Origin of the sequence: Pseudonocardia sp. TRM90224 (genome assembly GCF_021245725.1) — a bacterium.
Taxonomy (GTDB): domain Bacteria; phylum Actinomycetota; class Actinomycetes; order Mycobacteriales; family Pseudonocardiaceae; genus Pseudonocardia.
Window position 1 is genome coordinate 191222 of the sequence record NZ_JAJGSX010000005.1, and the last position, 24651, is coordinate 215872.

Consider the following 24651-nt stretch of genomic DNA (forward strand, 5'->3'; position numbering starts at 1 on the left):
GAACTCGGGTTACTCCTGCTCGAACCGGCGGCGGAAGCGTTCCTCCATCCGGCCCGTGAAGCCGTTCTTGTCGGGCTCTGCCTGCTCCTTGGACTCCCCCGCCTTCGCCGAAGCGCCCACGGACGTCACGGCAAGAACAGCACCGCCGAGCATCAGCAGGAACCCGACAACACTCAGGACAGGGAAGGCGGAAGCCAGCCAGAGCTGTGGGACGGCGACGCCGACCACCAGTAGCACCAGGCCTACGAGGAAGGCCGCAACGCCCTGGAGCCGACGCCGTCGTGTGGGCTTTCGCAGCCGTCCACCGCGCACGGTGGATGCGAACTTCGGATCCTCGGCGTAGAGAGCGCGCTCGATCTGTTCGAGCAGCCGCTGCTCGTGCTCGGAGAGGGGCATGGCTTCGCCTCCGGCACTTGGTCGTCCAGTCGGGTCATCGTCCATGGTGCCGGAACGACACGACAAGCGCCCGGGGATTGGGCGTCTACCCCAGAGGATACGAGTCTCGTGGCCTTCCGACTACCCGGACTCGTCAAGCGGACGGGTCGATCTCTGCGAATGGCCACCACGTACGGGTGTGATCTGTACCGCAGAAGGCCGTGCGGGGGTCGTGTCCATCAGGCAAACGGGTCATTCGTGTGTAACGACGATCATCTCGGGCGGCGGGCGAGGGCGTGCAAGCGGGTCGCCACGTCGAGCAGCGGCGCCTCCGCGACAGCGAGTGACTCCAGCTCGGCGACGGCGCTCGTGTCGGACGGACCGCCGTCGCGCACCGCGCCGGGAACCCAGCCTTCGAGCACCCCGTCGCCCTGCAGCAGCTCGACGTGCAGGCCGCCTTGCTCCAGCAACGTCCGCAGCCCGCGGGCGTCGAGCCTGCGTCGCAGCGCGTCGCCGGGGCCGAACCGACCGTCCGGATCGACGAGCATCGCGCGGGCCTCGGCGAGCCGGCCGGCCAACGTCCTGGCGAGCACGGCCGCGTACCGGCCGGCGACCAGCAACGAGACCGCCCCGCCGGGCCGCGCGGCCTGGGCGAGCGCGGCAACGGCCGCCTCGACGTCGTCGACCACCTCGAGCAGGCCGTGCCCGAGCACCAGGTCGGCCCCGCCGACCGGCGCGACGTCGGCGAGCGCGTCGACGTCACCCTGCACCGCTGTGACGAGGTCCGCGACCCCCGCCTCGCGAGCCCGTCGCTGCAGCGCGGCGAGCGCGTTGGGGCTGTTGTCGACGACCGTCACGGCGCAGCCGCGCAATGCGAGCGGCACCGCCCATGCGCCGCTGCCCCCGCCGACGTCGAGCACACGCGGCGCGGCGCCACCGGCCGCGCCGAGCTCCTCGAGCACAGCACGACGCACCGGCCCTGCCCCGACACCCCCACCAACACCCACCGTCACGCGGGCAGCCTACGGTTCGACGCCTCACGGATCCTTCTGGCCGTTGCACGAGGCGGACGTCGAAGGGCGGACACGACCGGAGGGTAGGTTGATCGCCGTGCAGGTCGTCGCCACGTTGAGCCTCAAGGGTGGGGTCGGTAAGACAACGGTGGCGCTCGGACTCGCCGGCGCCGCCCAGCAGCACGGGGTGCGAACGCTCCTCGTCGATCTCGACCCGCAGGCCAACGCCACCATCGCGTTGGACGTCGGGCAGACCACCGCGACGGTGGCCGATGTGCTCGACGAGCCGCGCCGCGCCGTGCTGCGTCGAGCGATCGTCCCGAGCGGTTGGGGCGAGGGCCTCGACGTGCTCGTCGGCGCCGAGCAGACCGAGCGCCACAACCACCCCGACCCGAGCGGGACGCAGCTCGGACGGTTGGGCCGCGCGCTCGAACGGATCCTGGAGCCCGACGACGGCGACCTCGTCGGCGGCGTGAGCTTCGAGCCGTACCGGCTCGTCCTGATCGACTGCCCGCCCTCGCTGGGTCAGCTCACCCGCGGCGCGCTAGCCGCCGCCGACCGCGCGCTGCTCGTCACGGACCCCACGATGTTCGCCGTTTCCGGCGTGCAACGGGCGTTCGACGCGGTGCACGCGGAGCGCCAGCGGGGCAACCCCGGGCTGCAGCCGCTCGGGGTACTGATCAACCGGGTGCGCCCGCGCAACATCGAGCACGAGTACCGCATCAACGAGCTGCGGGAGCTGTTCGGCCCGCTGGTGCTCAACGGGCTGCTGCCCGACCGCTCGGCCATCCAGCAGGCGCAGGGCGCCTGCCTGCCGATCCAGCGGTGGGACACACCCGGCGCGCGCGAGGTCTCGGCGGTGTTCACCACGCTGCTCGGGCGCGTTCTGCGCTCCGAGCGGCGCGTCATGGAGCCTGCCGCGCCGCCCGCCACCCGCTGACGCGGCCCGGCGACCTACCCGCGAGCAGGTCGCGTGCGCAACGCACATGTTGCCAGGAAAGTCCGCCATGGCCCTCCGGGCCGCTACGAGGGATGAGAATCCGTGCCCGGGTGCCCGGGTGCGCGACCGCAGACCGGGGTGAGTGCACGAACAGGGCGCGCAGGGCGCTCGTGCACAGGTTGGTGCCGCCGTGCACACGTTCGAACCTGTGCACGGGGAGGTGAACCTGTGCACGAGCGACCAGGGCCAGGGGCCGGGGCCAGGGCTGGGGCAGCCGGCCGGGGTGTGTGCGTTGCGCACGCGAGGGCAGGAAAGCCACTTTCCTGCCCTCCTCAACCCGGGGTGAGCTGCGCGAACGGCACTTTCGAACGATAGGTTGGCCTGAAAGTGCCGTTCGCGCACATCCCGCGGTCGCCGAGCGGGCGTGGTCGTCGAGTTGAGTGTGCTCAGGGCTGCCGCGACAGCCCTGAGCACACTCTCGAGCAGCCAGTGCCTGGATCCGGGAGCCGGTCCACCGCGGTGGCTGCGGCGATCCGCCTGACAGCAGCCACTTTCCTGGTACCACAGGACAGGAAGTCCGCCGTGGCCTTCGGCCGCCACGAGGGACGAGAATCCGTGCTAGGCCCGGCCCGGGTGTACGGCCGGGGTTGGGTCGGTGAACGGCCCGGCCGGGCAGGCGGGCGGGAGGCCGGCTCACCTGCTCGCCGCAGGCCACCACGTGCGGCTCGGCGAGGGAACCGGGCTCATGATCACCATCTCGGCGCGCAAACGAACCAATTTGGTCGGTTCGTGCACCCAGCCGGTGATCATGGACGGCATCGGACGGTGCGGACAGCCCGGCATCCGGTCAACTCACCGCTGCTCACGCCCGCAGATGACTGCGCGCACGCCCACCGACCCCGGGTTGATCAACTCGCAGTCGTTCACGTCCAGACGTGAGCGAGTGCGCGCTGACCCTGCCCGCTGACGCGGCCCGACGACGTACCCGCGATCAGGACACGTGCGCAACGCACACGTTGCCAGGAAAGCCACTTTCCTGGCACCACAGGACAGGAAAGTGGCTTTCCTGGCAACGGGTCCGCGGCCGCGGGCAATCACCGCCGTCGCGGCCGGGCTTCGTGCGGCGCTCCCCCATCCGGGCCCGACCCCGGTCCGTCACCTGAGCGGGATGGACTCCGCGACGATCCCGAGGAACCGCTCGGACTGGCGCAGGATGTCGTCGGCGTCGCGCTGCCCGACGAGCCGGGAGATGCCGGCCTCGGCCGCGGCGCGGGTGTCGGAGCAGGAGGCGAAGAACGCCGCCCACTCGGCGAGCTCCGGTGCGACCTCGGCCAGCAGCTGCCACGCGTTGCGGCTCGCTCCCCGCTTCGGCAGCGGCGCGGCCCGCACCGCGAGCACGGCGGCGGCCGCGCGCAGCGCCGCGAGGTAGGCGGCCGGGTAGCGCAGCATCGGGTCGCTCTCGCGGTGCGCCTCGGTGATGCCGTCGGCGGCCTGGCGCAACAGCGACAGGGCGGTGCGCGACGTCGGGGCGGGCGCCGGCCGCGGCGCGGCGGAGACGTGGCCGCGCCGCTGCGCGGGGATCCGCGCCGGCGTGGTAGTAGCAGTGGTGGCAGAAGTGGTGATCGTCATCGGTCGCTCCTCTCTACTCGGCGACCCGCACCAGGTCCCACACACCGGGCCCGGCACGCATGCGGAGCACGAACTCCCTCGCCGGCGCCTCCGGCTCCTCGGCCGAGCGCGCCTCCACCCGCCAGCACCGCAGCCGGTCGCCCCCGATCGGCATGGGCGAAGGGAACGGCCAGGGCGACTCCTCGATCCACCGCTCCCGCACATCGGTGACCAGGAACCGGGGCCCGCGCCGCACCGGCCTGCGCTGGAACTCGACAGGCTCGCCGTCCTGCCAGCGCACGAGGATCGGGGTGGGCTCCCGCGACCTGAACACCCTGCTGAACGCGCTCATGCGCCCCCTCCCGACAGGCACCGGCTGCCCGACCGGCGGACGCTTCCCCTTCGCCCGCCGGCCGGAGCCCGGCGATCGAACGCATGTTCGACCTACAACAAGTGAACCTTGCTGGAGGCGAGTCGTCAAGTCGAGTGCCGCAGCACGGGACTCGGGGCCCGACACGTGGTGTGATGGAGGGCGTGACAGCGGCCCCCGCGCGCCACCTCGTCGAGTTCAGCCAGGTCGAGTTCGCCGACCGGCTCACCGAGGCGTTGCAGATCTACGTCATGGCCATGGGCTACCCGGCCAGCACCGCCCGCCACCGCCGCACGCTGTGGCTCGACCACACCGGACGGCCCGGCTGGCGCGCCGTCGGCTGGCTCGACGAGCACGGCACGCTGCTCGGCATCGCGTACGGCTACACCGGCGGTCCGGGGCAGTGGTGGTTCGAGGAGGTGCGGCGCGGCCTGCTCACCACCACGGGCGCGCCATCGCTCTGGATGCACGACTACTTCGAGCTCACCGAGCTGCACGTGCTGCCCCAGGCGCAGGGCGGCGGCCTCGGCGAGGGCCTGCTGCGAGCGCTGCTGGCCGGCACGCCGCGCTCGCGCGTGCTGCTCTCCACGCCGGAGTACGGGCCGAACCCGCCCGGCAGGGCGTGGCGCCTCTATCGCCGGGCAGGGTTCCGCGACGTGCTGCGCGACCACCGCTTCACCGGCGACGCCCGCCCGTTCGCCGTGCTGGGTCGCGAGCTGCCGCTCCCCCCACCGCACCACTCCGGCTGACCGCCGGGCACGATGACCTCGTGCCATCGTCGACATCGCACCCCGCCCGGTCGCGCCGCAGGTCCGTCCCGCTCGTCCTGCTGGTGCTGGTCGCGCTCGTCGGCGCGTTGACCGGGTGCGCGCGGGTGCAGGTCGGCCTCGCGATCCAGCCCGACGACACGGTCAACGGCAAGATCGTGCTGGCGACACCGGCGAAGTCACCCGACGACACCGGCCCCACCGTCACGCTCCCGCCCGACCTCGCCTCCGAGGTGACCGTCACCCCCTACAAGGAAGACGGCTACGCCGGTTCGTCCCTGGAGTTCTCCGGGCTGACGTTCGAACAGGTCACGGCGCTGACGGGGGCGGCGGGCCCGGCAGGCAAGGGCGCGACGCTCACCCTGCGCCGCTCGGGCGGGCGCGTGCTGGTCGCCGGCAAGGCCGACCTGACCAGCGCGACGGTCGACAGCGCCGACTTCCAGCTGCGGATCACCTTCCCCGGCGCCCTGCGCGAGACCAACGGCGAGGCCGACTCCGACGTCGTGAGCTGGACCTTCACCCCCGGCGAGGTCGGCGACATCGACGCCCTCATCATCTACGACGACCCGAATGCACCCGATCCGGTGAACTGGACGCTCGGGCTGGCCGGGATCGTCGTGCTGGCGGCGCTCATCGTCGTCTTCATCGCGTACCGCACCCGCAACCCACCCGTCAGCCCGCCGATCCGGTAGGCCCCGCTGGTCGGCGCCGGGCGGGCCGGCTGGGAGGGCAGCAAAGCCACTTTCCTGCCCTGTGAGGGCCTGAAAGTGGCTTTCCTGCCCTCCGTGCGGGGGTGCGGGCGCGGCTCAGCGCACCCCGACCGCCCGCCGCGCCCCCAGCCCCAGCCGGTCCACCAGCTCGGACGTCGCAACGGAGCGGTTGAGCGTGTAGAAGTGCAGCACCGACACGCCCTCGGCGAGCAGGCGTTCGCAGAGCTCCGCGGTGACGTCCATGCCGGCGGCGCGGAAGGACGCCGGGTCGCCGGTGTAGGGCTCGAGCCGCTCGACGAGCCCCGGCGGCAGCGGCGCGCCGGAGAGCTCCGGCCCGCGGTGCAGCGTGCGGACGGTGGTCAGCGGCATGATCCCGGGCAGCAGCGGTGCGTCGCAGCCGGCGGCCGCCAGCCGGTCGCGCAGCCGCAGGAAGCCCTCCGGTTCGAGGAACAGCTGGCTGATCGCGAAGTCGGCGCCGGCCCGCATCTTGGCCAGCAGCATCGCGAGGTCGGCGTCGAGGTCGGCGGAGCGCGGGTGCCCGTACGGGAACGCGGCGACCCCGACGCAGAAGTCGCCCAGCTTGCGCACCAGCCGCACCAGCTCGTCGGCGTACGTCACACCTTCGGGGTGCCGCACCCACTCCCCGAGCGGGTCACCGGGCGGGTCGCCGCGCACCGCGAGGACGTTGGGGATGCCCGCGGCCGCGTAGGAGCCGATGACGTGGCGCAGCTCGGCGACCGAGTGCGAGACCGCGGTGAGGTGCGCCATCGGGACGAGCGTCGTGTCGGTCGCGATCCGCGCCGTCGTGCGGATCGTCCGGTCGCGGTTCGACCCGCCGGCGCCGTAGGTGACCGAGACGAAGGCCGGGTCGAGCGGTTCGAGACGCCGGATGGCACGCCACAGCTCGGCCTCCCCCGCCGCGTCCTTCGGAGGGAAGAACTCGACCGAGAAACCGGGCGAACCGGACCCGATGCGGTCGTCGATCCGCTGCGTGACCTTCACCCGCACCAGCCTAGTGGGCCGGTCCGCCCGGTCGTCCTTCCCGATTGCGGACGTCCGTTTCACGCTTCGGGGCGGTGCACGACGCGCCGCCCGCGTGCGGCCGCCGAGCCCCGGTGACCGGCCACGACTACCCTCGACCTGTGCTTCGACGATCCGGACGTTCGCGACATGGGGGTGCGCGGTGACGCGCACCGGATCGCTCGACACCTGGCCCGAGGTCGCCGACGGCGGGCCACCGGTGCCGAGCGACACCGAGCTCGCCTCCGGCATCGAGGACGCGCTGGCCGCGTTCCTCGATGTGCGCAACGCGCAGGCCACGACGATCGACCCCGCGTTCGCCCAGGCCACGGCGGCGCTGGCGGAGTTCGTGCTGGCCGGGGGCAAGCGGATCCGCCCGACGTTCGCATGGTGGGGATGGCGCGGCGCGGGCGGCACCGTCGACGCGCCGGAAGCGCTCGCCGTGCTGCGTGGGATCAGCGCGCTCGAGCTGCTGCAGGCGTGCGCGCTCATCCACGACGACCTGATGGACGCCTCCGCGACGCGCCGCGGCCGCCCGACCGTCCACGTCGAGTTCGCCCGAAAGCACGCCGAGTCGCAGTGGTGCGGCCGGCCCGCCCGGTTCGGCGCGGCGGCGGCGATCCTGCTCGGCGACCTCGCGCTCGCGTGGGCCGACGACATGCTGCACACGTCCGGGCTGTCCGCGGAGGCGCTGCAGCGCGCCGCGGAGCCGTGGGGGGCGATGCGCACCGAGATGCTCGGCGGGCAGTTCCTCGACGTGCTGCACCAGTCGACCGGCGACCTGTCGGCGCGCGCCGCCCTGCAGGTCGACCGGTACAAGACCGCCGCGTACACGGTCGAGCGCCCGTTGCAGCTCGGTGCCTCGCTCGCCGGCGCCGATGCCGAGCTGGTGGGCGCGTACCGCCGCTTCGGTGCCGACATCGGCATCGCGTTCCAGCTGCGCGACGACCTGCTCGGGGTGTTCGGCGACCCCGAGGTCACCGGCAAGCCCGCCGGCGACGACCTGCGCGAGGGCAAGCGCACTCTGCTCGTCGCGCTCGCCGTCGAGCGGGCGGAGGCCCGCGGGGACGACGCCGCGCGCGAGGCCGTCACGTCCGCGGTCGGCAACCCCGACCTCGCGACCGACGGTGTGGAGCGGGTCCGGTCGGTGCTGGTCGAGCTGGGTGCCGCGCAGGCCGTCGAGCAGCGGATCGCCGCGCTCACCGGCTCGGCGCTCGACTCGCTCTCCGCCGTCGAGGTCGCGGAGCCCGCCGCCGCGCAGCTCGCCGACCTCGCTGTGACGGCCACCCGCCGGCACCGGTGAAGGGCGCCGATCACGTCGTCGTGGTCGGGGCCGGTCTCGCCGGGCTCTCGGCCGCGCTGCACCTGCTCGGCGCGGGTCGGCAGGTCACGATCGTCGAGCGCGACGAGCACCCCGGCGGGCGCGCCGGGCGGCTCGACCTGCGCACCCCGCGCGGGACGTACCACGCCGACACCGGCCCGACCGTCCTCACGATGCCCGAGCTGCTCGGCGAGGCGTTCGCGGCGGTCGGCGATCGCATGGAGGACCGGCTCGACCTGGTGCGGCTCGACCCGGCCTACCGGGCGGCCTTCGCCGACGGGTCGACGATCGACGTGCACACCGACTGCGAGGCCATGGCCGAGGAGGTGCGCCGCACCTGCGGACCCGACGCGGCGCTGGGCTACCTGCGCCTGCGGGAATGGCTGACGAAGCTCTACGAGGCACAGATCGACTCGTTCATCGGCGCGAACTTCGACTCGCCCTTCGACCTGGTCGGTCCCGACCTGCTGCAGCTCGCGCGGCTCGGCGGGTTCGGCCGGCTCGGCCGCCGGGTCGCTCGCTACCTGCCCGACGAGCGGCTGCGGCGGATCTTCACGTTCCAGTCGCTCTACGCGGGGGTCCCGCCGGCCCGCGCGCTCGCGGCGTACGGCGTGATCGCGTACATGGACACCATCGGCGGGGTCTACTTCCCGCGTGGCGGGATGCGCGCCGTCGGTGCCGCGCTCGCCGACGCCGCCGACGCCGCCGGCGCGACGATCCTCTACGGGCGCAGCGTGACCGGGCTCGAACGCAGCGGCGGCGCGGTACGGGCCGTCCGCCATCGAGGGACGTCCGCAGAAAAGGGCGCCGAGGACGGTGCCGAGCGGCTCGCCTGCGACGCGGTCGTGCTCACCCCCGACCTCCCGGTCGTGCACGAGCTGCTCGGGCGCGCGCCGCGCCGGGCCGTGCCGCTGCGCTGGTCGCCCAGCGCGGTCGTCGTGCACGCGGGGCTGCGCGGCAGCCGGCCCGAGCTCGCACACCACACGATCTCGTTCGGGGCGGCGTGGGAGAGCACGTTCCGCGAGATCATCGACGACGGTCGGGTGATGAGCGACCCGTCGCTGCTGATCACACGGCCGACCGCAACCGATCCCATGCTCGCTCCTTCAGGCTCCGACCTGCTGTTCGTGCTGGCCCCGTGCCCCAACCTCGCGGCCGGCGAGCTCGACTGGCAGCGGATCGGGCCCGCCTACCGCGACGAGCTGCTCGGGGTGCTCGACGCGCGCGGGCTGACCGGCCTCGCGGACGACGTCGAGGTCGCGGAGGTCGTCACGCCTGCCGGGTGGGCGGCGCAGGGACTCGGCGCCGGAACACCGTTCTCGGCAGCTCACACGTTCGCCCAGACGGGGCCGTTCCGGCAGCGCAACGTCGTGCGCGGCCTCTCCAACGCCGTGCTGGCCGGCTGCGGGACCACCCCCGGCGTCGGCATCCCACCGGTCCTGATCTCGGGAAGGCTCGCCGCTCAGCGGCTCACCGGCAGGGTCCCGAGCTTCGCCGCACCGCACTGATGGCAGGGTGCCCACAGGACGTTGACACCGGCCATGCGAGCATGGATCGCGTCATGAGGCCCTCACCACCGCTCGACGAACCGGCGCTCCCCGAGCCGGCGTCGCCCGCGCACGTGCCCGCAACCACGCCATCGTGGCGTGACCGCTTCGGGCGCCCTCCGCGGCGCCCGCTGCTGCTCGGGCTGGCCGGGTCCGTGCTGATGGCCATCGGGGGTTTCGGCGCCGGTGGGGTGCTGGTCCGCGACCCGCTGCTCACCAACTCGCCGCTGGGGTTCTGGCGCTACGGCCACGGCCACCAGCTCGCGACGATCCTGGTGTACGCGGGCGTCGTGCTCATGGCGTGGGCGTGGATCCAGCTCGGCCGCGAGGTGATCGCCGGGCGCGTGCGGAGCAGGGCGGTGCTCGCCACCACGGCGGTGTGGACGCTGCCGATGCTCTGCTGCCCGCCGCTGTTCACCCGCGACATCTACAGCTACCTCGCCCAGGGCAGCCTCCCGCTGGCCGGCATCGACCCGTACGAGTTCGGGCCGGAGGCGATGCCGGGCGTCATCGCCGACAACGTGCACTACTTCTGGCAGGACACGCCGGCGCCGTACGGGCCGCTGTTCATCCTCATCGCCAAGGGCGTCGCCGCCGTCGCGGGCGACAACATGATCCTCGGCGTGCTGCTCATGCGGCTCGCCCTGCTGCCCGGCCTGTTCCTGCTGGTCTGGGCGCTGCCCGAGCTGGCCCGCCGCCTCGGCGGCAAGGTTCCCGTCGCGCTCTGGATCGCCGTCGCGAACCCGATGATGGTCGTCAACATGATCGGCGGGGGGCACAACGACCTGCTCGTGGTCGGGCTGCTCGCCGCCGGCGCGATGGTAACGCTGCGCAAGCAGCACGTCTTCGGGATCGTCCTGGTCACCGGGGCGATGGCGGTCAAGGCGAGCGCGGTCGTCGCGTTGCCGTTCCTGGTGCTCGTGTGGGCCGCGTACATGTCCGGCCCGCCCGTCAAGCGCATCCTGAAGGCGATCGGCGCCGGTCTCGCGGTGTTCGTGCTGACCTTCGCGGCGCTCTCGCTGCTGGCCGGGGTCGACATCGGGTGGCTGCCGGCGCTCAGCGCCCCCGCGATGATCGTCAACTGGATGTCGATCCCCACCGCGGTCGGGCAGATCCTGCACGGCCTGGTCGGCATCTTCGTGACCGTCCCGCAGGGCCCGTTCATCGTCGTGACGAGAGCGCTCGGCGGGATCCTGCTCGTCACGATCGCGGTGCGGCAGTGGCTCGCGGCCCGCGAGGGTGGCCCCGACGCCGTCCGCAGGGCCGGGATCGTGCTGCTCGCGGTCGCCGTGCTCTCCCCCGCGATGCTGCCGTGGTACCCGAGCTGGGGCATCGCGTTGATCGCCGCGGCACCGTGGCGACTGCGCGGCCTGCAGCTCGTGGCCTTCGGGTCGCTGATGCTGGTGATCGTCTACAACCCGCGCGGCGAGGACGAGCTGAACAACTGGCCTTACCTCATCGCGTGCGGGCTGCTCGCGCTGCTGGCCGCCGTGTCGCTGCGCAAGCGCGACCCGCTGCGGCTCTCGGCCGGGGCGAGCTGGCGCCGGAAGCAGCCGGCTGTGGCCGGCCAGAACGGATCGGGCCCTGCTGCGCCGCAAGAACCGGTCGCGCCGAAGCCGGTCGCGCCCGAGGCTGTCGAGGTCAAGGCCGTTGTCACCCCGGAGCCCGCTCCGGCCACGTCCGCTCCATCCAACGGCGCCTCGAACGGCGCGAACGGTGCATCGAACGGCGCTGCCAAGCCGGGCGCGGCCTCCGGTGCCGAGCAGCGCGCCGGCTGAGCTCGACGCCGCCGGGATCACCGGCACCGAGCTGCGTGCTGCCTATCTCACCTGCCGTGAGCTGAACGCGCGCCACGGGCGCACCTACTTCCTGGCCACCCGCATGCTGCCGCCGGCCACCCGACCGGCCGTGCACGCCCTCTACGGCTTCGCCCGGTTCGCCGACGAGATCGTCGACGACCTCGCCGACAGCCGTCCCACGGTGGAGAAGGCGGAACGGCTCGCCGCGCTCGCGAGACAGCTCGAGGCGGCGCTCGCAGGCGGGTCCGCGGCGCACCCGGTGCTCGCCGCCGTCAGCGACACCGCCGACCGGTACGACATCGACCACAAGCACTTCACCGACTTCATGACGTCGATGCAGATGGACACGCGGATCGGCGAGTACGCGACGTTCGACGACCTCGGGGTGTACATGCACGGCTCCGCGGCCGCGATCGGGCTGCAGATGCTGCCCGTGCTGGGCACGACGGGGCCGCTGGCGGACGCCGAGGCCCCGGCTGCGGCGCTGGGGGTGGCGTTCCAGCTCACCAACTTCCTCCGCGACGTCGGCGAGGACCTCGACCGCGGCCGCCTGTACCTGCCGACCGAGGAACTCGCCGCGTTCGGCGTCGACCGCGAGCTGCTGCTGGACTGCCGCAAGGCGCGCCGGACCGACCAGCGGGTGCGCCGGGCGCTCACGCACCTCGTCGCGCACACGCGCGCCGTCTACCGCAGGGCGGAGCCGGGCATCGCCCTGCTCGCGCCGACGTCACGCTCGTGCGTCCGGTGCGCCTACACGCTCTACAAGGGCATCCTCGACGAGATCGAGGCCGCGGGCTACGACGTGCTCAGCAGGCGCGTGGCGGTGCCGCTGCGCCGCAGGGCCGCGGTGGCCCTCCCCCGGTTCGCCGCGGCCCTGGTGGCGCGACGGCGAGCCCGCCCGTAGACCGCCCCCGAAGTTCCCCACCGTTTTGGGTGGATGCGCGCCAGAACGGCGCGCATGTGCCCAAAACGGTGGGGAAGTTGCGGCTCGCGGACCGGTCGGGTCAGAAGGCCATCGCCTGCGCGCGGCGCTTGACCTCGCGGTGGCGGCCGGCGCGCAGCGACGCAACGGGCGTTCCCGGCAGCGAGTCGTCCTCCGCGAAGAGCCAGCGCAGGATGTCGGAGTCGGAGTAGCCCCCGTCGCGGAGCACCGTGATGGTGCCCGGGAGACCCTTGACGACGGTGTCGCCGTCGAGGAAGTCGGTCGGCACCACGGCGCCGCCGTCGCGACGGAAAGAGAGCAGTTGCCCGTCGCGCACGAGCTGGTGCACGCGGGTGACCGGGATGGCAAGCAGCTGGGCGACCTCCGCGACCGGCATCGTTGCCACGTCGTCGGACACCACGAACACGTCGTTCACAGGCGGACACGATGCCACAGGTGAGTGCGTCAGGGGCAGCATCCGGTCGGGCGGTACCGTCTTCGAGTGTGAACGCTCCTCCGGCCGCAAGCGCGCTGCTCGATGCGCGGTACCGGCTGGGGCCCGTGATCGCGCGCGGTGGGATGTCGATCGTCTACCGGGGCACCGACACCCGGCTCGATCGCCCGGTCGCGATCAAGGTGATGGATCCGCGGATGGCGGCCGACCCCGCGTTCCGCATGCGCTTCGAGCGGGAGGCGCGTTCGGCAGCCCGCATCGACCACCCCGCCGTCGTCGACGTGCACGACCAGGGCGACGACATCGGCCCCGACGGGCCGGTGCTGTTCCTGGTGATGGAGCTGGTCGAGGGTGCGACGCTGCGCAACGTGCTGCGTGACCGGGGGCCGCTCGGCGTGCCCGCCGCGCTCGCCGTCATGGAGCCGGTGCTGGCCGGGCTCGCCGAGGCGCACCGGCTCGGGCTCGTGCACCGCGACGTCAAGCCGGAGAACGTGCTGATCAGCGAGAACCACGAGGTCAAGGTCGCCGACTTCGGGCTCGCCACGGCCGCGGCGCAGGCCGGCGCCAGCCACGCCGGCATGATCATGGGCACGGTGGCGTACCTCTCGCCGGAGCAGGTGGCGACGGGCAACGCCGACCCGCGCAGCGACGTCTACGCCGCCGGCGTGCTGCTCTACGAGCTGCTGACCGGCACCCCGCCCTACACCGGCGACACGGCGATCTCGGTCGCGTACCGGCACGTGAACAACGACATGCCGGCGCCGTCGCTGATCGCGGGTGACGTGCCGCCGGAGCTCGACCGGTTCGTGTTGCGCGCGACGAGTCGCGACCCCGCGGCCCGGCCGGCGGACGCCGCCGCGATGCTCGCCGAGCTGCGGCAGGTCGCCCAGCTGCTGGAGGTACCGCGGGTGCCGCCGCCGGTGCCGCCACGGCGGCCGCTGGAGGAGCAGGACACGATGCCCGGGGTCGCGGTGCACCCCGCCGCGCCGCCGGGACGGACCGGCACACGGATGATGGAACGGCCCGACGTCGAGGAGGTCGAGCACGCGCCGCACCTGCGGGCACGGCTGCGCAGCAGGCGGGTGTTCGCGCTGTGGATCGCGCTCGTGCTGGTCGTCGCGCTGCTGGTCGGGGTGACGGCCTGGTATCTCGGCAGCGGGCGCTGGACGGCGATGCCGTCGGTGGTCGGGCTGGAGCGGGAGGCGGCCCTGCAGCTGATCGCCGACGCCAACCTGGTCGCGACGATCACCGAGACCCCCGACGACGGCATCGCGGAAGGGGTCGTGGCCGCCGCGAACCCGCAGCCGGAGGCGCAGCTCCTGCGTGGGGCGTCGGTGGCCCTCACGGTGTCGACCGGACGCCCCACGGTGCCCGACATCGCGCCGGGAACGCCCTTTGCGGCCGCTGAGAAGGCGATCCGCGAGGCGAAGCTCAGCCCGGAGCGCGGCGAGAAGCGCGACCGGGAGTACAGCGCCACCGTCGCGGAAGGCGCCGTGGTCCGCACAGATCCGCCGGCGGGGTCGAAGCTGCCGGTCGGCGGGACCGTCACGATCATCACGAGCCGCGGCGCGCCGCCGGACGAGATCGAGGTGCCCGACGTGGTCGGCTCCTCGTTCGACGACGCCGAGCGGGAGCTCGAACGGCTCGGGCTCAAGGCGGAGCGGGTGTCGACCATCTTCGGCGGCATCTTCGGCGGCGGCGGCAACAGGGTCCGCGACCAGAACCCCTCCGAGGGCGAAGAGGTCGAACCCGGCACCACCGTCACCCTCGTCGTCGGCTGACGCCGAACTTCCCCACCGTTTTGTCTACTTGCGCGCTCAGCAGGCGCGCAGGTGCACAAAACGGTGGGGAAGTTGGGGCTCCGTCAGCCGCGCAGCATCTCCGCGACGAGGAAGGCGAGCTCCAGCGACTGCTGGGTGTTGAGACGGGGGTCGCAGGCGGTCTCGTAGCGGCCGGCGAGGTCGGCGTCGGAGATCTCCTGCGCGCCGCCGAGGCACTCGGTGACGTCCTCGCCGGTGACCTCGACGTGGATGCCGCCGGGGTGCGTCCCGAGCGCCCTGTGCACCTCGAAGAAGCCCTGCACCTCGTCGACGATGCGGTCGAAGTGGCGGGTCTTGTAGCCGGTGGTGGACTCGTGGGTGTTGCCGTGCATCGGGTCGCACTGCCAGATGACCTTGTGGCCGGACGCCTCGACCTTGCCGATGATCGCCGGGAGCACGTCGCGGACCTTGCCGTTGCCCATGCGGCTGACCAGCGTGAGCCGCCCCGGCGTGCAGTGCGGGTCGAGCCGCTCGACGTACTCGACGGCCTGCTCCGGCGTGGTCGTCGGGCCGATCTTGAGCCCGATCGGGTTGGCGAGCAGCTCCGCGAGCGCGATGTGCGCGCCGTCGAGCTGGCGGGTGCGCTCCCCGATCCACAGGAAGTGCGCGGAAAGGTCGTAGAGGCGCGGGTTGTTCGCGTCGCGCACGTCGAGGCGCAGCATGGCGCGCTCGTAGTCGACCAGCAGCGCCTCGTGGGAGGCGTAGAACTCGACGCTGTGCAGGTTGTGGTCGTCCACGCCGCAGGCGTCCATGAACCGCAGCGCCCGCTCGATCTCCGCCGCGATCGCCTCGAACCGCGCCCCGGCGGGTGACTGCCGCACGAAGTCCTTGTTCCAGTCGTGGACCATCGTGAGATCGGCCATCCCGGTGGCCGTCAGCGCGCGCACGAGGTTCATCGCGGCGCCGGCGTTGGCGTAGGCCCGCACCATGCGCGACGGGTCGGGGATGCGCGCGCGGGGGTCGGGAACGATCGAGTTGACGATGTCGCCGCGGTACGACGGCAGCCCGAGCGAGTCGATCGGTGCGCTGCGCGGCTTCGCGTACTGGCCGGCGATCCGCCCGACCTTCACCACCGGCAGCGACGCCCCGTAGGTCAGCACGATCGCCATCTGCAGCAACGTGCGGATGGTCGCGCGGATGTGCGGCTCGGTGTTGTCGACGAACGTCTCGGCGCAGTCACCGCCCTGCAGGAGGAACGCCTCACCGCGCGCGACAGCGGCCAGCCGCTCGTGCAGGCGGTCGACCTCCGGCGGCAGCGTGACGGGCGGGACCGACTCCAGCACCGTCCTGACGTGCGCGACGTGCGCGGCGTCGGGCCAGTCGGGCTGCTGCGCGGCGGGCCGCGAGAGCGCGTCGTCGAGCCGCGCGCGCAGCTCGTCGGGCAGCGGGGGCAGCTCGGGCAGCACGTCGACCGGTGCATCGACCGTCCAGTTCACGGCCACCAGCCTAAAGTGTCGCGGCGACCGGTCAGCGTGCGGCTACGGCGGTCTCGATCGCATTCCAGCGCAGCAGGTTGAGCCGGGCGTCGGCGAGCGCGTCGTGGGCGTCGACGGTGGGCGGCGGGAGCGGCGGCCGTCCGGCGTCCTCCCAGCGTTGCCGCAGCTCACGGGTGAAGCGCGGGAGCGCTCGCGGCAGGGCGGGCATGGCACCCCACAGCTGGCAGAGCGCGACGTGGTCGTAGGCGGCGATCCAGGCCCACAGCTCGACGTCGCCGGGTGCGTCGGTCAGGAACGCGAGCAGGTCGGCGCGCAGCTTCTCCCGCGAGCGCCATGCCGGGTCGGCGGGCGACGGCAGCTTGGGAAGCACGTTGGCCCGGACCCACGAGCCCGCCCGCGACGGGTCGAACTCCGTGGAGACCGCGTAGAACTCGCGCCCGTCCTCGCCGACCACCCCGATCGACACGAGGTCGATCGTCGTCCCGTCCTCGATGAACTCGCAGTCGTAGAAGAAGCGCACGAAGGCGAGGCTATCTCGCCCGGCCTGTCGCGCTTGACAGCGGGAGATGCCGATCTTAGCGTCCGAGCACCCCAGGGCCCGCCGCTCTCGGGCCTGCACCGGGGGGTGGCATGGGCGGTAGGCCGCGTGAGACACGGATCGCGTACCTGCTGCTCGCGCCCAGCCTGTTCGGCGTCGCCGTGTTCCTGGTGCTCCCGATCCTCGTGGTGATCGGGCTGGGCATGCAGCGGTGGGACCTGATCGGGCCGCGGACGTTCGTCGGCTTCGACAACGTCGTCGCTGTCGCCGAGGACGGCCGTTTCGCGCGATCATTGCTGGTCACGGCGGTGTTCGTGGCCGTCGTCATCCCGGCGCAGACGGTGCTGGGGCTCGGTGCGGCGCTGCTGCTCAACCGCGGCCTGCGCGGCTCGACGTTCTTCAGGGTGCTCTACGTGCTGCCGTGGATCTGCGCGCCGCTGGTGATCGGTGTGGTGTGGCGGTGGATCCTCGCGCCGACCGACGGGGCGCTGAACGCGCTGCTCGGGAGGCGGGTCGAGTGGCTGGCCGATCCCGCGCTCGCGCTGCCGTCGGTCGCGGCGGTGTCGGTGTGGACGCAGGTGGGGTACGTCGCGCTGTTCTTCGTCGCGGGCCTGCGCGCGATCCCGCCTTCCGTGCACGAGGCCGCCGTGCTGGACGGCGCCGGCCCGTGGCAGACGTTCCGCCGGATCACCCTCCCGCTGTTGCGCCCGACGCTGTTCTTCGTGCTGGTGACGGGCGTGATCTCGGCGTTCCAGACGTTCGACTCCGTCTACGCGCTCACACCCAAGGGTGGCCCGCAGGGCGTCACCGACGTCGTGGCGGGCCGGATCTACTTCGAGGCCTTCGAGTCGCGGGCGGTCGGGCAGGCCGCGGTGATGGCCGTCGTGCTGTTCGTCCTGCTGGTGGTCGTCACCGTCGCTCAGCAGCGGTGGTTCTCCCGCCGCACGACCTACGACCTCTCGACGTGACGCGCTCCAGCGTCCTGCGCGACGCCGCGACCTACCTGGCGCTGGGCGCCGGAGCGCTGCTGACGCTCGCGCCGTTCCTGCTGAGCCTGATGACGGCCGTCAAGTCGCCGCTGCAGTTCGCGTCGCAGCCGACGCTGCAGCCGCCGAACCCGGTGACCGGCGAGAACTTCGTGGAGCTCTTCGGCTCGCGGTTCGGGTTCGTCACGCCGATCGTCGTGACCGCGCAGGTCGTCGCGGTGATCCTGGTGGGGCAGCTGGTGTTCTCGGTCTTCGCCGCGTACGCCTTCGCCCGGCTGCGCTTCCCAGGGCGCGACGCCCTGTTCTGGGTGTACCTCGCGACGCTGATGGTGCCGCAGGCCGTCACGATCATCCCGCTGTACTCGATGATGGCGGACCTCGGATTGCGCAACACGTTCTGGGGCCTCGTGCTCCCCCAGCTGTTCGGCTCGCCGTACGCGATCTTCCTGCTGCGCGAGTACTTCCGCGGCATCCCCGGCGACCTGCTCGACGCCGCGAAGCTCGACGGGGCCGGCACGCTGCGCATCCTGCGCCACGTCGTCGTGCCGGTGAGCCGACCGATCCTCGCGACGCTCACCGTGATCACCGTCGTCACGCACTGGAACAACTTCCTGTGGCCGCTGGTGATCACCACCGGCCCGCAGTGGCAGGTCATCACGGTCGCGACCGCGGGCCTCCAGTCGCAGTACAACGGCAACTGGACGATCGTCATGGCTGCGACGACGGTGGCGATCCTGCCGCTGCTCGTGCTGTTCCTGGTCTTCCAGCGGCACGTCATCCGCTCGATCACGATCACCGGCTTCCGATGAGGAGTACCTGATGCGACTCAGAACCGTGGCCGCGGCGGCCATCGCCGCGCTGGCGCTTGCCGCGTGCTCGCCGGCCGCGCCGCCGTCCACGCCGTCCGACGGCAGCGGCACGACCACCGTCTCGCTGCGCCTCTGGGACAAGCAGGTCGCGGCGGCGTACGAGAAGTCGTTCGCCGAGTTCAGCAAGCAGAACCCGGACATCAAGGTCGAGATGACCGTCGTGCCGTTCGCCGACTACTTCACCGGCCTGCGGCTCGACGTCGCCAGCGGCACCGCCGCCGACGTGTACTGGATCAATTCCTCGGAGTTCGGGGCGCTCGCCGATGGCGGCAAGTTGATCGACGTCGGCAAGGAGCTCGCCGGCGACGTCGGCGGCTGGGTGCCGGCCGCGGTCGAGCAGTACACCCGCGCCGGCACGCTCTGGGGCGTCCCGGTGCTGACCGACGGACGGATCGCCGTCTACTACAACAAGGCGATGGTCGCCGCGGCCGGCGTCGACCCGACCGCGCTGACGTGGAACCCGACCGACCCGGCGGCCGACACGTTCCTGCCGGCGGCGAAGAAGCTCACGCGCGACTCCACGGGTCGCACCGCCGACCAGCCGGGCTTCGACCCGGGGTCGGTCACCCAGTACGGCTTCAACGCCGGGCGCGACCTGCAGGCGATCTTCTACAACTTCGTCGGGTCGAACGGCGGGCGCTTCCAGGCGCCCGACGACACGTTCGCGTTCGCGAACCCGCAGTCGCAGCAGGCGTTCCAGTACATGGTGGACCTGATCAACACCCACCACGTCGCGCCGTCGGCCGCCGACACGAACGACAACCCGGACTTCAGCCGCGACCAGTTCCTGCAGGGCAAGATGGCGCTCTTCCAGTCCGGTACCTACAACCTCAAGAACGTCGCCGACGGCGCGACGTTCGAGTGGGGCATCGCGCCGATGCTCGCCGGGCCCGCCGGCCGGGTCAGCGTCGTGAACAGCGTCATCGCCGCAGGCAACGCCGACAGCCCGCGCCGCGACGCCGTGCTGAAGGTGCTGCGCTGGCTCGGCTCGGAGCAGGGCGCCTCGGCCGTGGGCGCGGAGGGATCGGCGCTACCGGCCGTCACGGCCGCGCAGAAGGGCTACTTCGACTACTGGGCCGGCATGGGCGTCGACACCCGGTTCTTCGGCGCCGACGGCGGCTCGGCGAGCATCCCGGCGCCCAGCGGGCCGAAGTTCGGGGCCGGGGCGACGGCCTACGAGCCGATCTTCAAGGAGATGTTCGCGGGCCGGACGCCGGTGGCCGAGGCGCTGCAGAAGGCGCAGGAGGCCGGGAACGCCGCGCTGCGCTGACGAGGCGCACTGCGAGGGGGGCCCGACGCGAGGGCAGGAAAGCCACTTTCAGGCCCTGTGAGGGCAGGAAAGTGGCTTTCCTGCCCTCACCGGCTGGCCGCGCGCCGTCGGCTAGTCGTCAGGGTTCGAGCAGCCGAGGATGCCGCAGTTCTGCTTCTTGGTCGTCTTCGGCGCCGAGGTGGGCTTCTTCGTCGTGGGTTCCGGCTTCTCCGTGGTCGGGGCCGGAGGTTTGGTGGTCTTCGCGACGGTCGGCGGCGCGGTCGTCTTCTTGGCCGCCGGCGGGACGGGCTTCTTGGTCCCCTGCGCAGGCTTCGTCGGGGCCGTGGAGCTCTCCTCCGTCGGCTCCGGCGTCGTCGTCGGGAGCGGGCCGAGCGCACGCGCGACCGCGGCCGGGTCGGGCAGCGGGGGCTCGGCCGGCTTGTTCAGGGCCCCGGCCCAGGCGGTCACCGCGGTGATCACCACGACGACCACGACACTCAGCCCGATCCACGGCGCGAGCGTGCGCACGTAGCTCGGGCTCGGCGGCTCCGGCACGCGGACGTGTTGGATCGCGGTCGTGGGAGCGTCGATGGACCGATCGGGACTTCCAGGCACACCGAGTCATCGAGCGAACCCCCGCTCGAGTTACGGGCTGCGACCAGATGTTCCTCCATTAGGGCGAAGAAATACCTGATCGTGTGGGTCAGCTCACTTTTGCGTGAGGTATGTCGGCGGGTGGCTGAGCCGGCTTCGCCGCGGCGGCCTTCGCAGCGCGTTCCTTCACTGACGCTGCGTACATGTCGACGTAGGTCTGCCCGCTCAGCTCCATGAGCGCGTACATGATCTCGTCGGTCATGGAGCGCTCGATGAAGCGGTCGCCCGCCATGCCCTGGTAGCGCGTGAAGTCGAGCGGCTCGCCGATCTTGATGTGCACCTTGTAGGGGCGCCACATGCGCGAGCCGATCGGGTTGACCCGGTCGGTGCCGATCATCGCGACCGGCACGACGGTCACGTCGGCCTCCAGCGTCATCCGCGCGACGCCGGTCTTGCCCTTGTACAAGCGGCCGTCGGGGGAACGGGTGCCCTCGGGGTAGATGCCGAGCAGCTTGTCCTCACGCAGCAGCCGGATCGCCGTCGCCATCGCCTCCTGCGCGGCGTTGCCGCCGGAGCGGTCGACGGGGACCTGCCCGACCCCGGTGAAGAAGATCTTCTTGAAACGGCCGAGGAGGCCCGGCTGGGTGAAGTACTCGCGCTTGGCCATGAACGTGATCCGCCGCGGCACCATCAGCGGGAGCAGGAACGAGTCGACGACGGCGAGGTGGTTGCTTGCGAGGATCGCCCCACCGCGCTCGGGGACGTTGGCGAGACCCTCGATGGTCGGCCTGCAGAACAGCCTCAGCAACGGGCCGAGCAGCACGAACTTGGACCACCAGTACAGCACGTGGACGTGCCCCCTCCAGATCGACCGCGTCAGCCTACGGACGGTGCGCGTGCCGCGACAACGGGCTCGCGGTAACACCACACCCGAGTCCGGGTACCCACGCAGCAAACGGCGGCTCCTTTTGTCCGCCGGGACGTGTCAGGATGGGTTGCAGGCACCGCCCGGTCACGGGCGGCGGTGGCGAGGAGGCCGTGTGAGTCGCGAACCCGACTTCGACAGCGGCCGCGAGCTCGGAGACGGCACCCCGCCCGATCCGTTCGAAGCGATCGTTGCTGTTTGGCGCAACGAGGGTGACGTTCCGCAATGGCCGAAGGACGGCGTCATGCCGCCCGATGCGCCGCCGGACACCCCACCGAAGACGTTGCGGGAGACGCAGCCCGATCCGGCGACCGACCCGGTCGACACTGGCGGGACCGCACCGCTGTTCGTCCCACCGCCGACGCCGCGGCAGGGCACCCCGTCCCCCGCCCCGCGGCGGGCGCCGGAGGACGACCACTTCGTCCCGCCCGAGCCGCCCCCGCTGCCGAAGCTGGGCCCGCCGGCGCTCGTCGGGATCGTGCTGCTGGTGCTCGGCCTCACGCTCGTGATCTCGCCGACCTGGCTCGGCATCCCGTCGCCGTACGGCCTGCCGCTGGGCCTCCTCGGCCTCGCTGCGGGCCTGGGCTGGCTGGTGCTGCGCCTGTGGCCCGACGAGCAGCGCCCCGGCGACGACGACCCCATCGACCCCGACGACGACGGCGCCATCCTCTAGCGCATCAGGGCTCGGCTCTTCGCGGGCAGGACGGGCCGGGAGACGCGCGAGGGCAGGAAAGCCACTTTCCGGCCCTCACAGGGCAGGAAAGTGGCTTTCCTGCCCTTCCCAGTCGGCTGGTGAAGGGCCTCGCCGCGGGTCTCGCCCCGTCAGCTGAGGACGGCCTCGCGGGCGAGTTGGGCCGCGCCCACGACGGCGGCGGCCTCGCCGAGCTGGGCGGTGCGGATGCGGGCCAGTGGGCGCCGGCCGGCGCCGGTGACGGTGGCGGCGTAGTGCTCGCGGGCCTCGTCGAGGAACAGCGGCGCCGAGGCGGAGACCCCGCCGCCGATGACGACGAGCTCGGGGTCGAACACGTCGGCGACGAGCGCGAGCCCCTCCCCCAGCCATCTGGCGAGATCGGCGATCGCGGCGGCGGCGATCGGGTCGCCCTGCGTCGCGGCGGCGGCGACCCGCCGCCCGGTGACGCGCCCGTGGTCGCCCGCAACGAGCCTGCGCAGCACCGGGGACCGGCCGGGGTCGCGGGCGAGCAGCTCGACGGCGGTGGTCGCCAGCGCGGTGCCGCTGCAGTACCGCTCCCAGCAGCCGTTCTTGCCGCACGCGCACGGTCGCCCGTCCGGGACGACCCGCAGGTGCCCCAGCTCGGGGGCGACGCCGAACGCACCGCGGTACAGCTCCCCGTCCAGCAGCAACGCCGAGCCGATGCCGGTGCCGATCGCGATGAAGACGGAGGTCCCGGCGCCGGACGCGGCGCCGTAGTGCCGCTCCGCGAGCGCCGCGGCGTTGGCGTCGTGCTCGACGACGACGGGCAAGCCGACCCGCTCGGCGATGCGGTCGGCGACCGGTGCGTCCCGCCACGAGAGGTGCGGCGCGAAGCGGACCCCACGCCGGTCGGGCGTGATGAACCCGGCGAGCGCGAGCCCCGCGGCCCGCACGCGGTGCTGCCCGGCCAGCTCCTTCACGACCCGCGCGACGGCGGTCTCCAACGCGTTCACGCTGCGAGGGGTGGGGGTGTTCGCGGTGTCGAGCACGTTCCCGTCCACGTCGACGACGCCTGCGCGGACGCTGGTGCCGCCGACGTCGACGCCGATGGTCAGCACGATGGGCTCACCGGCGCTCGACGTGGATGTACTGGACGGTCCGTCCGTTTGGCCGAGCCGTCGACGCTGCGGCGGGCTCGGACACCGGGCCGGGCGCTGCCGGGGTGCCTTCTTCCAGCGCCGCCCGCAGCACGGTGATCATCCCGGACGCCTGCTCGGCCAGCCGGACTCCCAGCTCGGAACGCTCCCCGCGCAACGCCGCGATCACCGCGCACACCGGGCACGAGGCGCAGGCCGCGGGCGGGGTGCCGGGGACGGGTTCGGCGCGCAGGTCGTCGAGCAGCGGGCCCAGCCGGTCGAGCGCTGTGAGCACAACGGTGCGCAGCTCCGCGGCGAGCCCGGGATGCCCCTCGCACGCCTCCTGCTCCTGGGCGGTCGTCATCGGGACCACACCGCGGGGTCGGGGGTGAAGACGACGCACAGGTCGTCGTCCTCGAGCCGCGCGCCGGTGACTGCGCAGCGGCGCAGGACGGCCGGCAGCGCGATCATGCGGCGGACCGGCCCGACGCCGATCGCGAGCTCGTCGCCGACCCTGGCCAGCTCCAGCGGCCCGTCCTCGGCCCCCGGCAGCGGCATGACCAGCTCGAACTCGGACTCCATCGACGTCCCGTTGCCCGCCGTGCGGCGCACCTCGAACAGCGGCCTGCCGCGCTCCCCCGCCGCGGCGGGGTCGTCGTCGCCGTAGAGCGAGCCGGCGATCTCCAGCAGCGCGGGGATGCCGATCGGCTCCGCTGCCGTGTGCGCCGCGGTGCGCAGCGGCGGGCCGGCCAGCTCTGCGAGCACCGCCTGCTGCTCGGTGTGCCGCTCGCGCAGCCACCGCGCAGCCGGCCCGCGCAACGAGGGCGGCGGACCGGGCAGGACCCGGTTGGCGATCATCCCGTCGACGCGCAGGCCGTGCAGCGCGAGCGCCGTGAGCGTGCGGCGGGTCTCGGCCGCCACCACCCGCTCCGGGGTCAGCACCAGCCGGATCGACGTGCGCGTGTGGTCGCCGAGCATCTCGCGCAGACCTGTGAGCTGCTCCGCGAGGCCGTCCAGCGCGTCGATCGTCTTCTCCCACGCCGGCTCGGCGCCGCGGGACAGCCCGGCCAGCAGCCCGCGCACAGCGCGTCGGTGGGCCGGGAAGAGCCGTTCGAGGTAGCCCGAGATCGCCTCGGGGAGGCCGAGCAGGCGCAGCGTCTCGGCGGTGGGGCCGCAGTCGACGACGACCACCTCCCACAGCCCGCTCTCCGCGACCCTGCGCACCTCGCCGAGCGCCAGCAGGTCGTCGACGCCGGGCAGCACCGTCAGCTCGTCGGCGACCACCTCGTCCACCCCGGCGCCGGCGAGCAGCGTTCGCAGGTGGCCCTGCAGCTGCGCCCACGCCCCGTCGACGAGCACCCTGGTGTCGATGTGCGCCGCGAAGAAGCCCGGTTCGAGCTCGACGGGCTCCCCGGTCAGGTCCGCGGCCAGCGCATCTCCGAGGGAGTGCGCGGGGTCGGTCGAGACGACGAGCACCTTGCGTCCCGAGCGGGCCAGGTGCGCGGCCGTCGCCGCGGCAAGCGTCGTCTTCCCGACGCCTCCCTTGCCGGTGAACAGCACGACACGCACGGTGGGGGAGATTAGCTCCCCGACCTGAGCG

General features: G+C 72.8%; 25 protein-coding genes. 12 read left to right on the forward strand and 13 right to left on the reverse strand.

Annotated elements, in window-relative coordinates; translation table 11 throughout:
- Window positions 1-9: 9 nt before the first annotated feature.
- Together LL648_RS10165 and LL648_RS10170 are read right to left on the reverse strand one after the other, a co-directional pair.
- On the reverse strand, window positions 10-396 hold the full coding sequence (locus LL648_RS10165) for a DUF3040 domain-containing protein (RefSeq protein WP_232662319.1): 387 nt from the start codon (window positions 394-396) through the stop codon (window positions 10-12).
- A 251-nt stretch (window positions 397-647) separates the two neighbouring features.
- Window positions 648-1388 (reverse strand): SAM-dependent methyltransferase, encoded by a 741-nt coding sequence (locus LL648_RS10170; protein WP_374112018.1) that lies wholly within the window; start codon window positions 1386-1388, stop codon window positions 648-650.
- Window positions 1389-1485: 97 nt separating this feature from the next.
- Here LL648_RS10170 and LL648_RS10175 point away from each other — a divergent pair, with 97 nt between their 5' ends.
- Window positions 1486-2328, forward strand: a complete 843-nt coding sequence (locus LL648_RS10175) for a ParA family protein (protein WP_232662211.1) — start codon at window positions 1486-1488, stop codon at window positions 2326-2328.
- A 1155-nt stretch (window positions 2329-3483) separates the two neighbouring features.
- Here LL648_RS10175 and LL648_RS10180 read toward each other — a convergent pair.
- Window positions 3484-3957, reverse strand: coding sequence for an SAV_6107 family HEPN domain-containing protein (locus LL648_RS10180; RefSeq protein ID WP_232662212.1), 474 nt, complete (start codon window positions 3955-3957; stop codon window positions 3484-3486).
- Between the two features lie 13 nt (window positions 3958-3970).
- Window positions 3971-4288: a hypothetical protein gene (locus LL648_RS10185; protein WP_232662213.1), complete on the reverse strand. Its 318-nt coding sequence runs from the start codon at window positions 4286-4288 to the stop codon at window positions 3971-3973.
- Between the two features lie 173 nt (window positions 4289-4461).
- Between LL648_RS10185 and LL648_RS10190 the strand changes: the two genes are divergently transcribed.
- Together LL648_RS10190 and LL648_RS10195 are read left to right on the forward strand one after the other, a co-directional pair.
- Window positions 4462-5055 (forward strand): GNAT family N-acetyltransferase, encoded by a 594-nt coding sequence (locus tag LL648_RS10190; RefSeq protein WP_232662214.1) that lies wholly within the window; start codon window positions 4462-4464, stop codon window positions 5053-5055.
- Between the two features lie 20 nt (window positions 5056-5075).
- Complete coding sequence (locus LL648_RS10195) at window positions 5076-5765, forward strand: LppM family (lipo)protein (protein ID WP_232662215.1); 690 nt, start codon at window positions 5076-5078, stop codon at window positions 5763-5765.
- 114 nt (window positions 5766-5879) lie between these two features.
- Here LL648_RS10195 and LL648_RS10200 read toward each other — a convergent pair whose 3' ends face one another.
- Window positions 5880-6785, reverse strand: coding sequence for a methylenetetrahydrofolate reductase (locus LL648_RS10200; RefSeq protein ID WP_232662216.1), 906 nt, complete (start codon window positions 6783-6785; stop codon window positions 5880-5882).
- A gap of 181 nt (window positions 6786-6966) precedes the next feature.
- On the opposite strand from LL648_RS10200, the gene LL648_RS10205 reads away from it, so the two are divergent.
- Genes LL648_RS10205 through LL648_RS10220 form a run of 4 tightly spaced genes read left to right on the forward strand, consistent with a single transcriptional unit; the run spans window position 6967 to window position 12374 of the window.
- Complete coding sequence (locus LL648_RS10205; protein ID WP_374112019.1) at window positions 6967-8106, forward strand: polyprenyl synthetase family protein; 1140 nt, start codon at window positions 6967-6969, stop codon at window positions 8104-8106.
- Entirely contained in the window at window positions 8103-9632 is a 1530-nt protein-coding gene (gene crtI / locus LL648_RS10210) for a phytoene desaturase family protein (protein ID WP_232662217.1), read from the forward strand. Before LL648_RS10205 ends, crtI begins: the two co-directional genes overlap by 4 nt.
- A gap of 53 nt (window positions 9633-9685) precedes the next feature.
- Window positions 9686-11449 (forward strand): polyprenol phosphomannose-dependent alpha 1,6 mannosyltransferase MptB, encoded by a 1764-nt coding sequence (gene mptB, locus LL648_RS10215; protein WP_232662218.1) that lies wholly within the window; start codon window positions 9686-9688, stop codon window positions 11447-11449.
- Window positions 11427-12374 (forward strand): phytoene/squalene synthase family protein, encoded by a 948-nt coding sequence (locus tag LL648_RS10220; protein WP_232662219.1) that lies wholly within the window; start codon window positions 11427-11429, stop codon window positions 12372-12374. The genes mptB and LL648_RS10220 overlap by 23 nt, the downstream gene beginning before the upstream one ends.
- Before the next feature lie 100 nt (window positions 12375-12474).
- On the opposite strand, the gene LL648_RS10225 is transcribed toward LL648_RS10220, so the two are convergent.
- The gene (locus LL648_RS10225; protein ID WP_374112020.1) at window positions 12475-12846 is read right to left on the reverse strand and encodes an Rv2175c family DNA-binding protein; all 372 of its coding nucleotides are present in this window, start codon (window positions 12844-12846) and stop codon (window positions 12475-12477) included.
- A 50-nt stretch (window positions 12847-12896) separates the two neighbouring features.
- On the opposite strand from LL648_RS10225, the gene pknB reads away from it, so the two are divergent.
- Window positions 12897-14627, forward strand: a complete 1731-nt coding sequence (pknB, locus tag LL648_RS10230; protein ID WP_232662220.1) for a Stk1 family PASTA domain-containing Ser/Thr kinase — start codon at window positions 12897-12899, stop codon at window positions 14625-14627.
- 83 nt (window positions 14628-14710) lie between these two features.
- Here pknB and LL648_RS10235 read toward each other — a convergent pair whose 3' ends face one another.
- Both LL648_RS10235 and LL648_RS10240 read right to left on the reverse strand, forming a co-directional pair.
- A complete protein-coding gene (locus LL648_RS10235; protein WP_232662221.1) occupies window positions 14711-16102 on the reverse strand; it encodes a class II 3-deoxy-7-phosphoheptulonate synthase in 1392 nt (463 codons plus the stop codon).
- A 31-nt stretch (window positions 16103-16133) separates the two neighbouring features.
- Window positions 16134-16622, reverse strand: coding sequence for a polyadenylate-specific 3'-exoribonuclease AS (locus LL648_RS10240; RefSeq protein WP_232662222.1), 489 nt, complete (start codon window positions 16620-16622; stop codon window positions 16134-16136).
- Window positions 16623-16732: 110 nt separating this feature from the next.
- On the opposite strand from LL648_RS10240, the gene LL648_RS10245 reads away from it, so the two are divergent.
- From LL648_RS10245 to LL648_RS10255, 3 genes are read left to right on the forward strand one after another with little or no spacing between them, the layout of a single operon-like run.
- Entirely contained in the window at window positions 16733-17608 is an 876-nt protein-coding gene (locus LL648_RS10245) for a carbohydrate ABC transporter permease (RefSeq protein ID WP_232662223.1), read from the forward strand.
- Window positions 17605-18435 carry a carbohydrate ABC transporter permease gene (locus tag LL648_RS10250; protein WP_232662224.1) on the forward strand — a complete coding sequence of 277 codons (831 nt, stop codon included), beginning with the start codon at window positions 17605-17607 and terminating at the stop codon, window positions 18433-18435. The genes LL648_RS10245 and LL648_RS10250 overlap by 4 nt, the downstream gene beginning before the upstream one ends.
- 10 nt (window positions 18436-18445) lie before the next feature.
- Window positions 18446-19765, forward strand: a complete 1320-nt coding sequence (locus LL648_RS10255; RefSeq protein WP_232662225.1) for an ABC transporter substrate-binding protein — start codon at window positions 18446-18448, stop codon at window positions 19763-19765.
- Between the two features lie 111 nt (window positions 19766-19876).
- Here the strand turns inward: LL648_RS10255 and LL648_RS10260 are convergent, their stop codons facing one another.
- A complete protein-coding gene (locus tag LL648_RS10260; RefSeq protein ID WP_232662226.1) occupies window positions 19877-20299 on the reverse strand; it encodes a hypothetical protein in 423 nt (140 codons plus the stop codon).
- A 148-nt stretch (window positions 20300-20447) separates the two neighbouring features.
- The gene (locus tag LL648_RS10265) at window positions 20448-21185 is read right to left on the reverse strand and encodes a lysophospholipid acyltransferase family protein (protein WP_232662227.1); all 738 of its coding nucleotides are present in this window, start codon (window positions 21183-21185) and stop codon (window positions 20448-20450) included.
- A gap of 193 nt (window positions 21186-21378) precedes the next feature.
- Here LL648_RS10265 and LL648_RS10270 point away from each other — a divergent pair, with 193 nt between their 5' ends.
- Entirely contained in the window at window positions 21379-21936 is a 558-nt protein-coding gene (locus LL648_RS10270; RefSeq protein ID WP_232662228.1) for a hypothetical protein, read from the forward strand.
- A gap of 149 nt (window positions 21937-22085) precedes the next feature.
- Here LL648_RS10270 and LL648_RS10275 read toward each other — a convergent pair whose 3' ends face one another.
- From LL648_RS10275 to LL648_RS10285, 3 genes are read right to left on the reverse strand one after another with little or no spacing between them, the layout of a single operon-like run.
- Window positions 22086-23033 carry an ROK family glucokinase gene (locus LL648_RS10275; RefSeq protein WP_232662229.1) on the reverse strand — a complete coding sequence of 316 codons (948 nt, stop codon included), beginning with the start codon at window positions 23031-23033 and terminating at the stop codon, window positions 22086-22088.
- Between the two features lie 7 nt (window positions 23034-23040).
- Window positions 23041-23415 carry a hypothetical protein gene (locus tag LL648_RS10280; protein ID WP_232662230.1) on the reverse strand — a complete coding sequence of 125 codons (375 nt, stop codon included), beginning with the start codon at window positions 23413-23415 and terminating at the stop codon, window positions 23041-23043.
- A complete protein-coding gene (locus tag LL648_RS10285; RefSeq protein ID WP_232662231.1) occupies window positions 23412-24620 on the reverse strand; it encodes an ArsA family ATPase in 1209 nt (402 codons plus the stop codon). The genes LL648_RS10280 and LL648_RS10285 overlap by 4 nt, the downstream gene beginning before the upstream one ends.
- Window positions 24621-24651 lie beyond the last annotated feature (31 nt).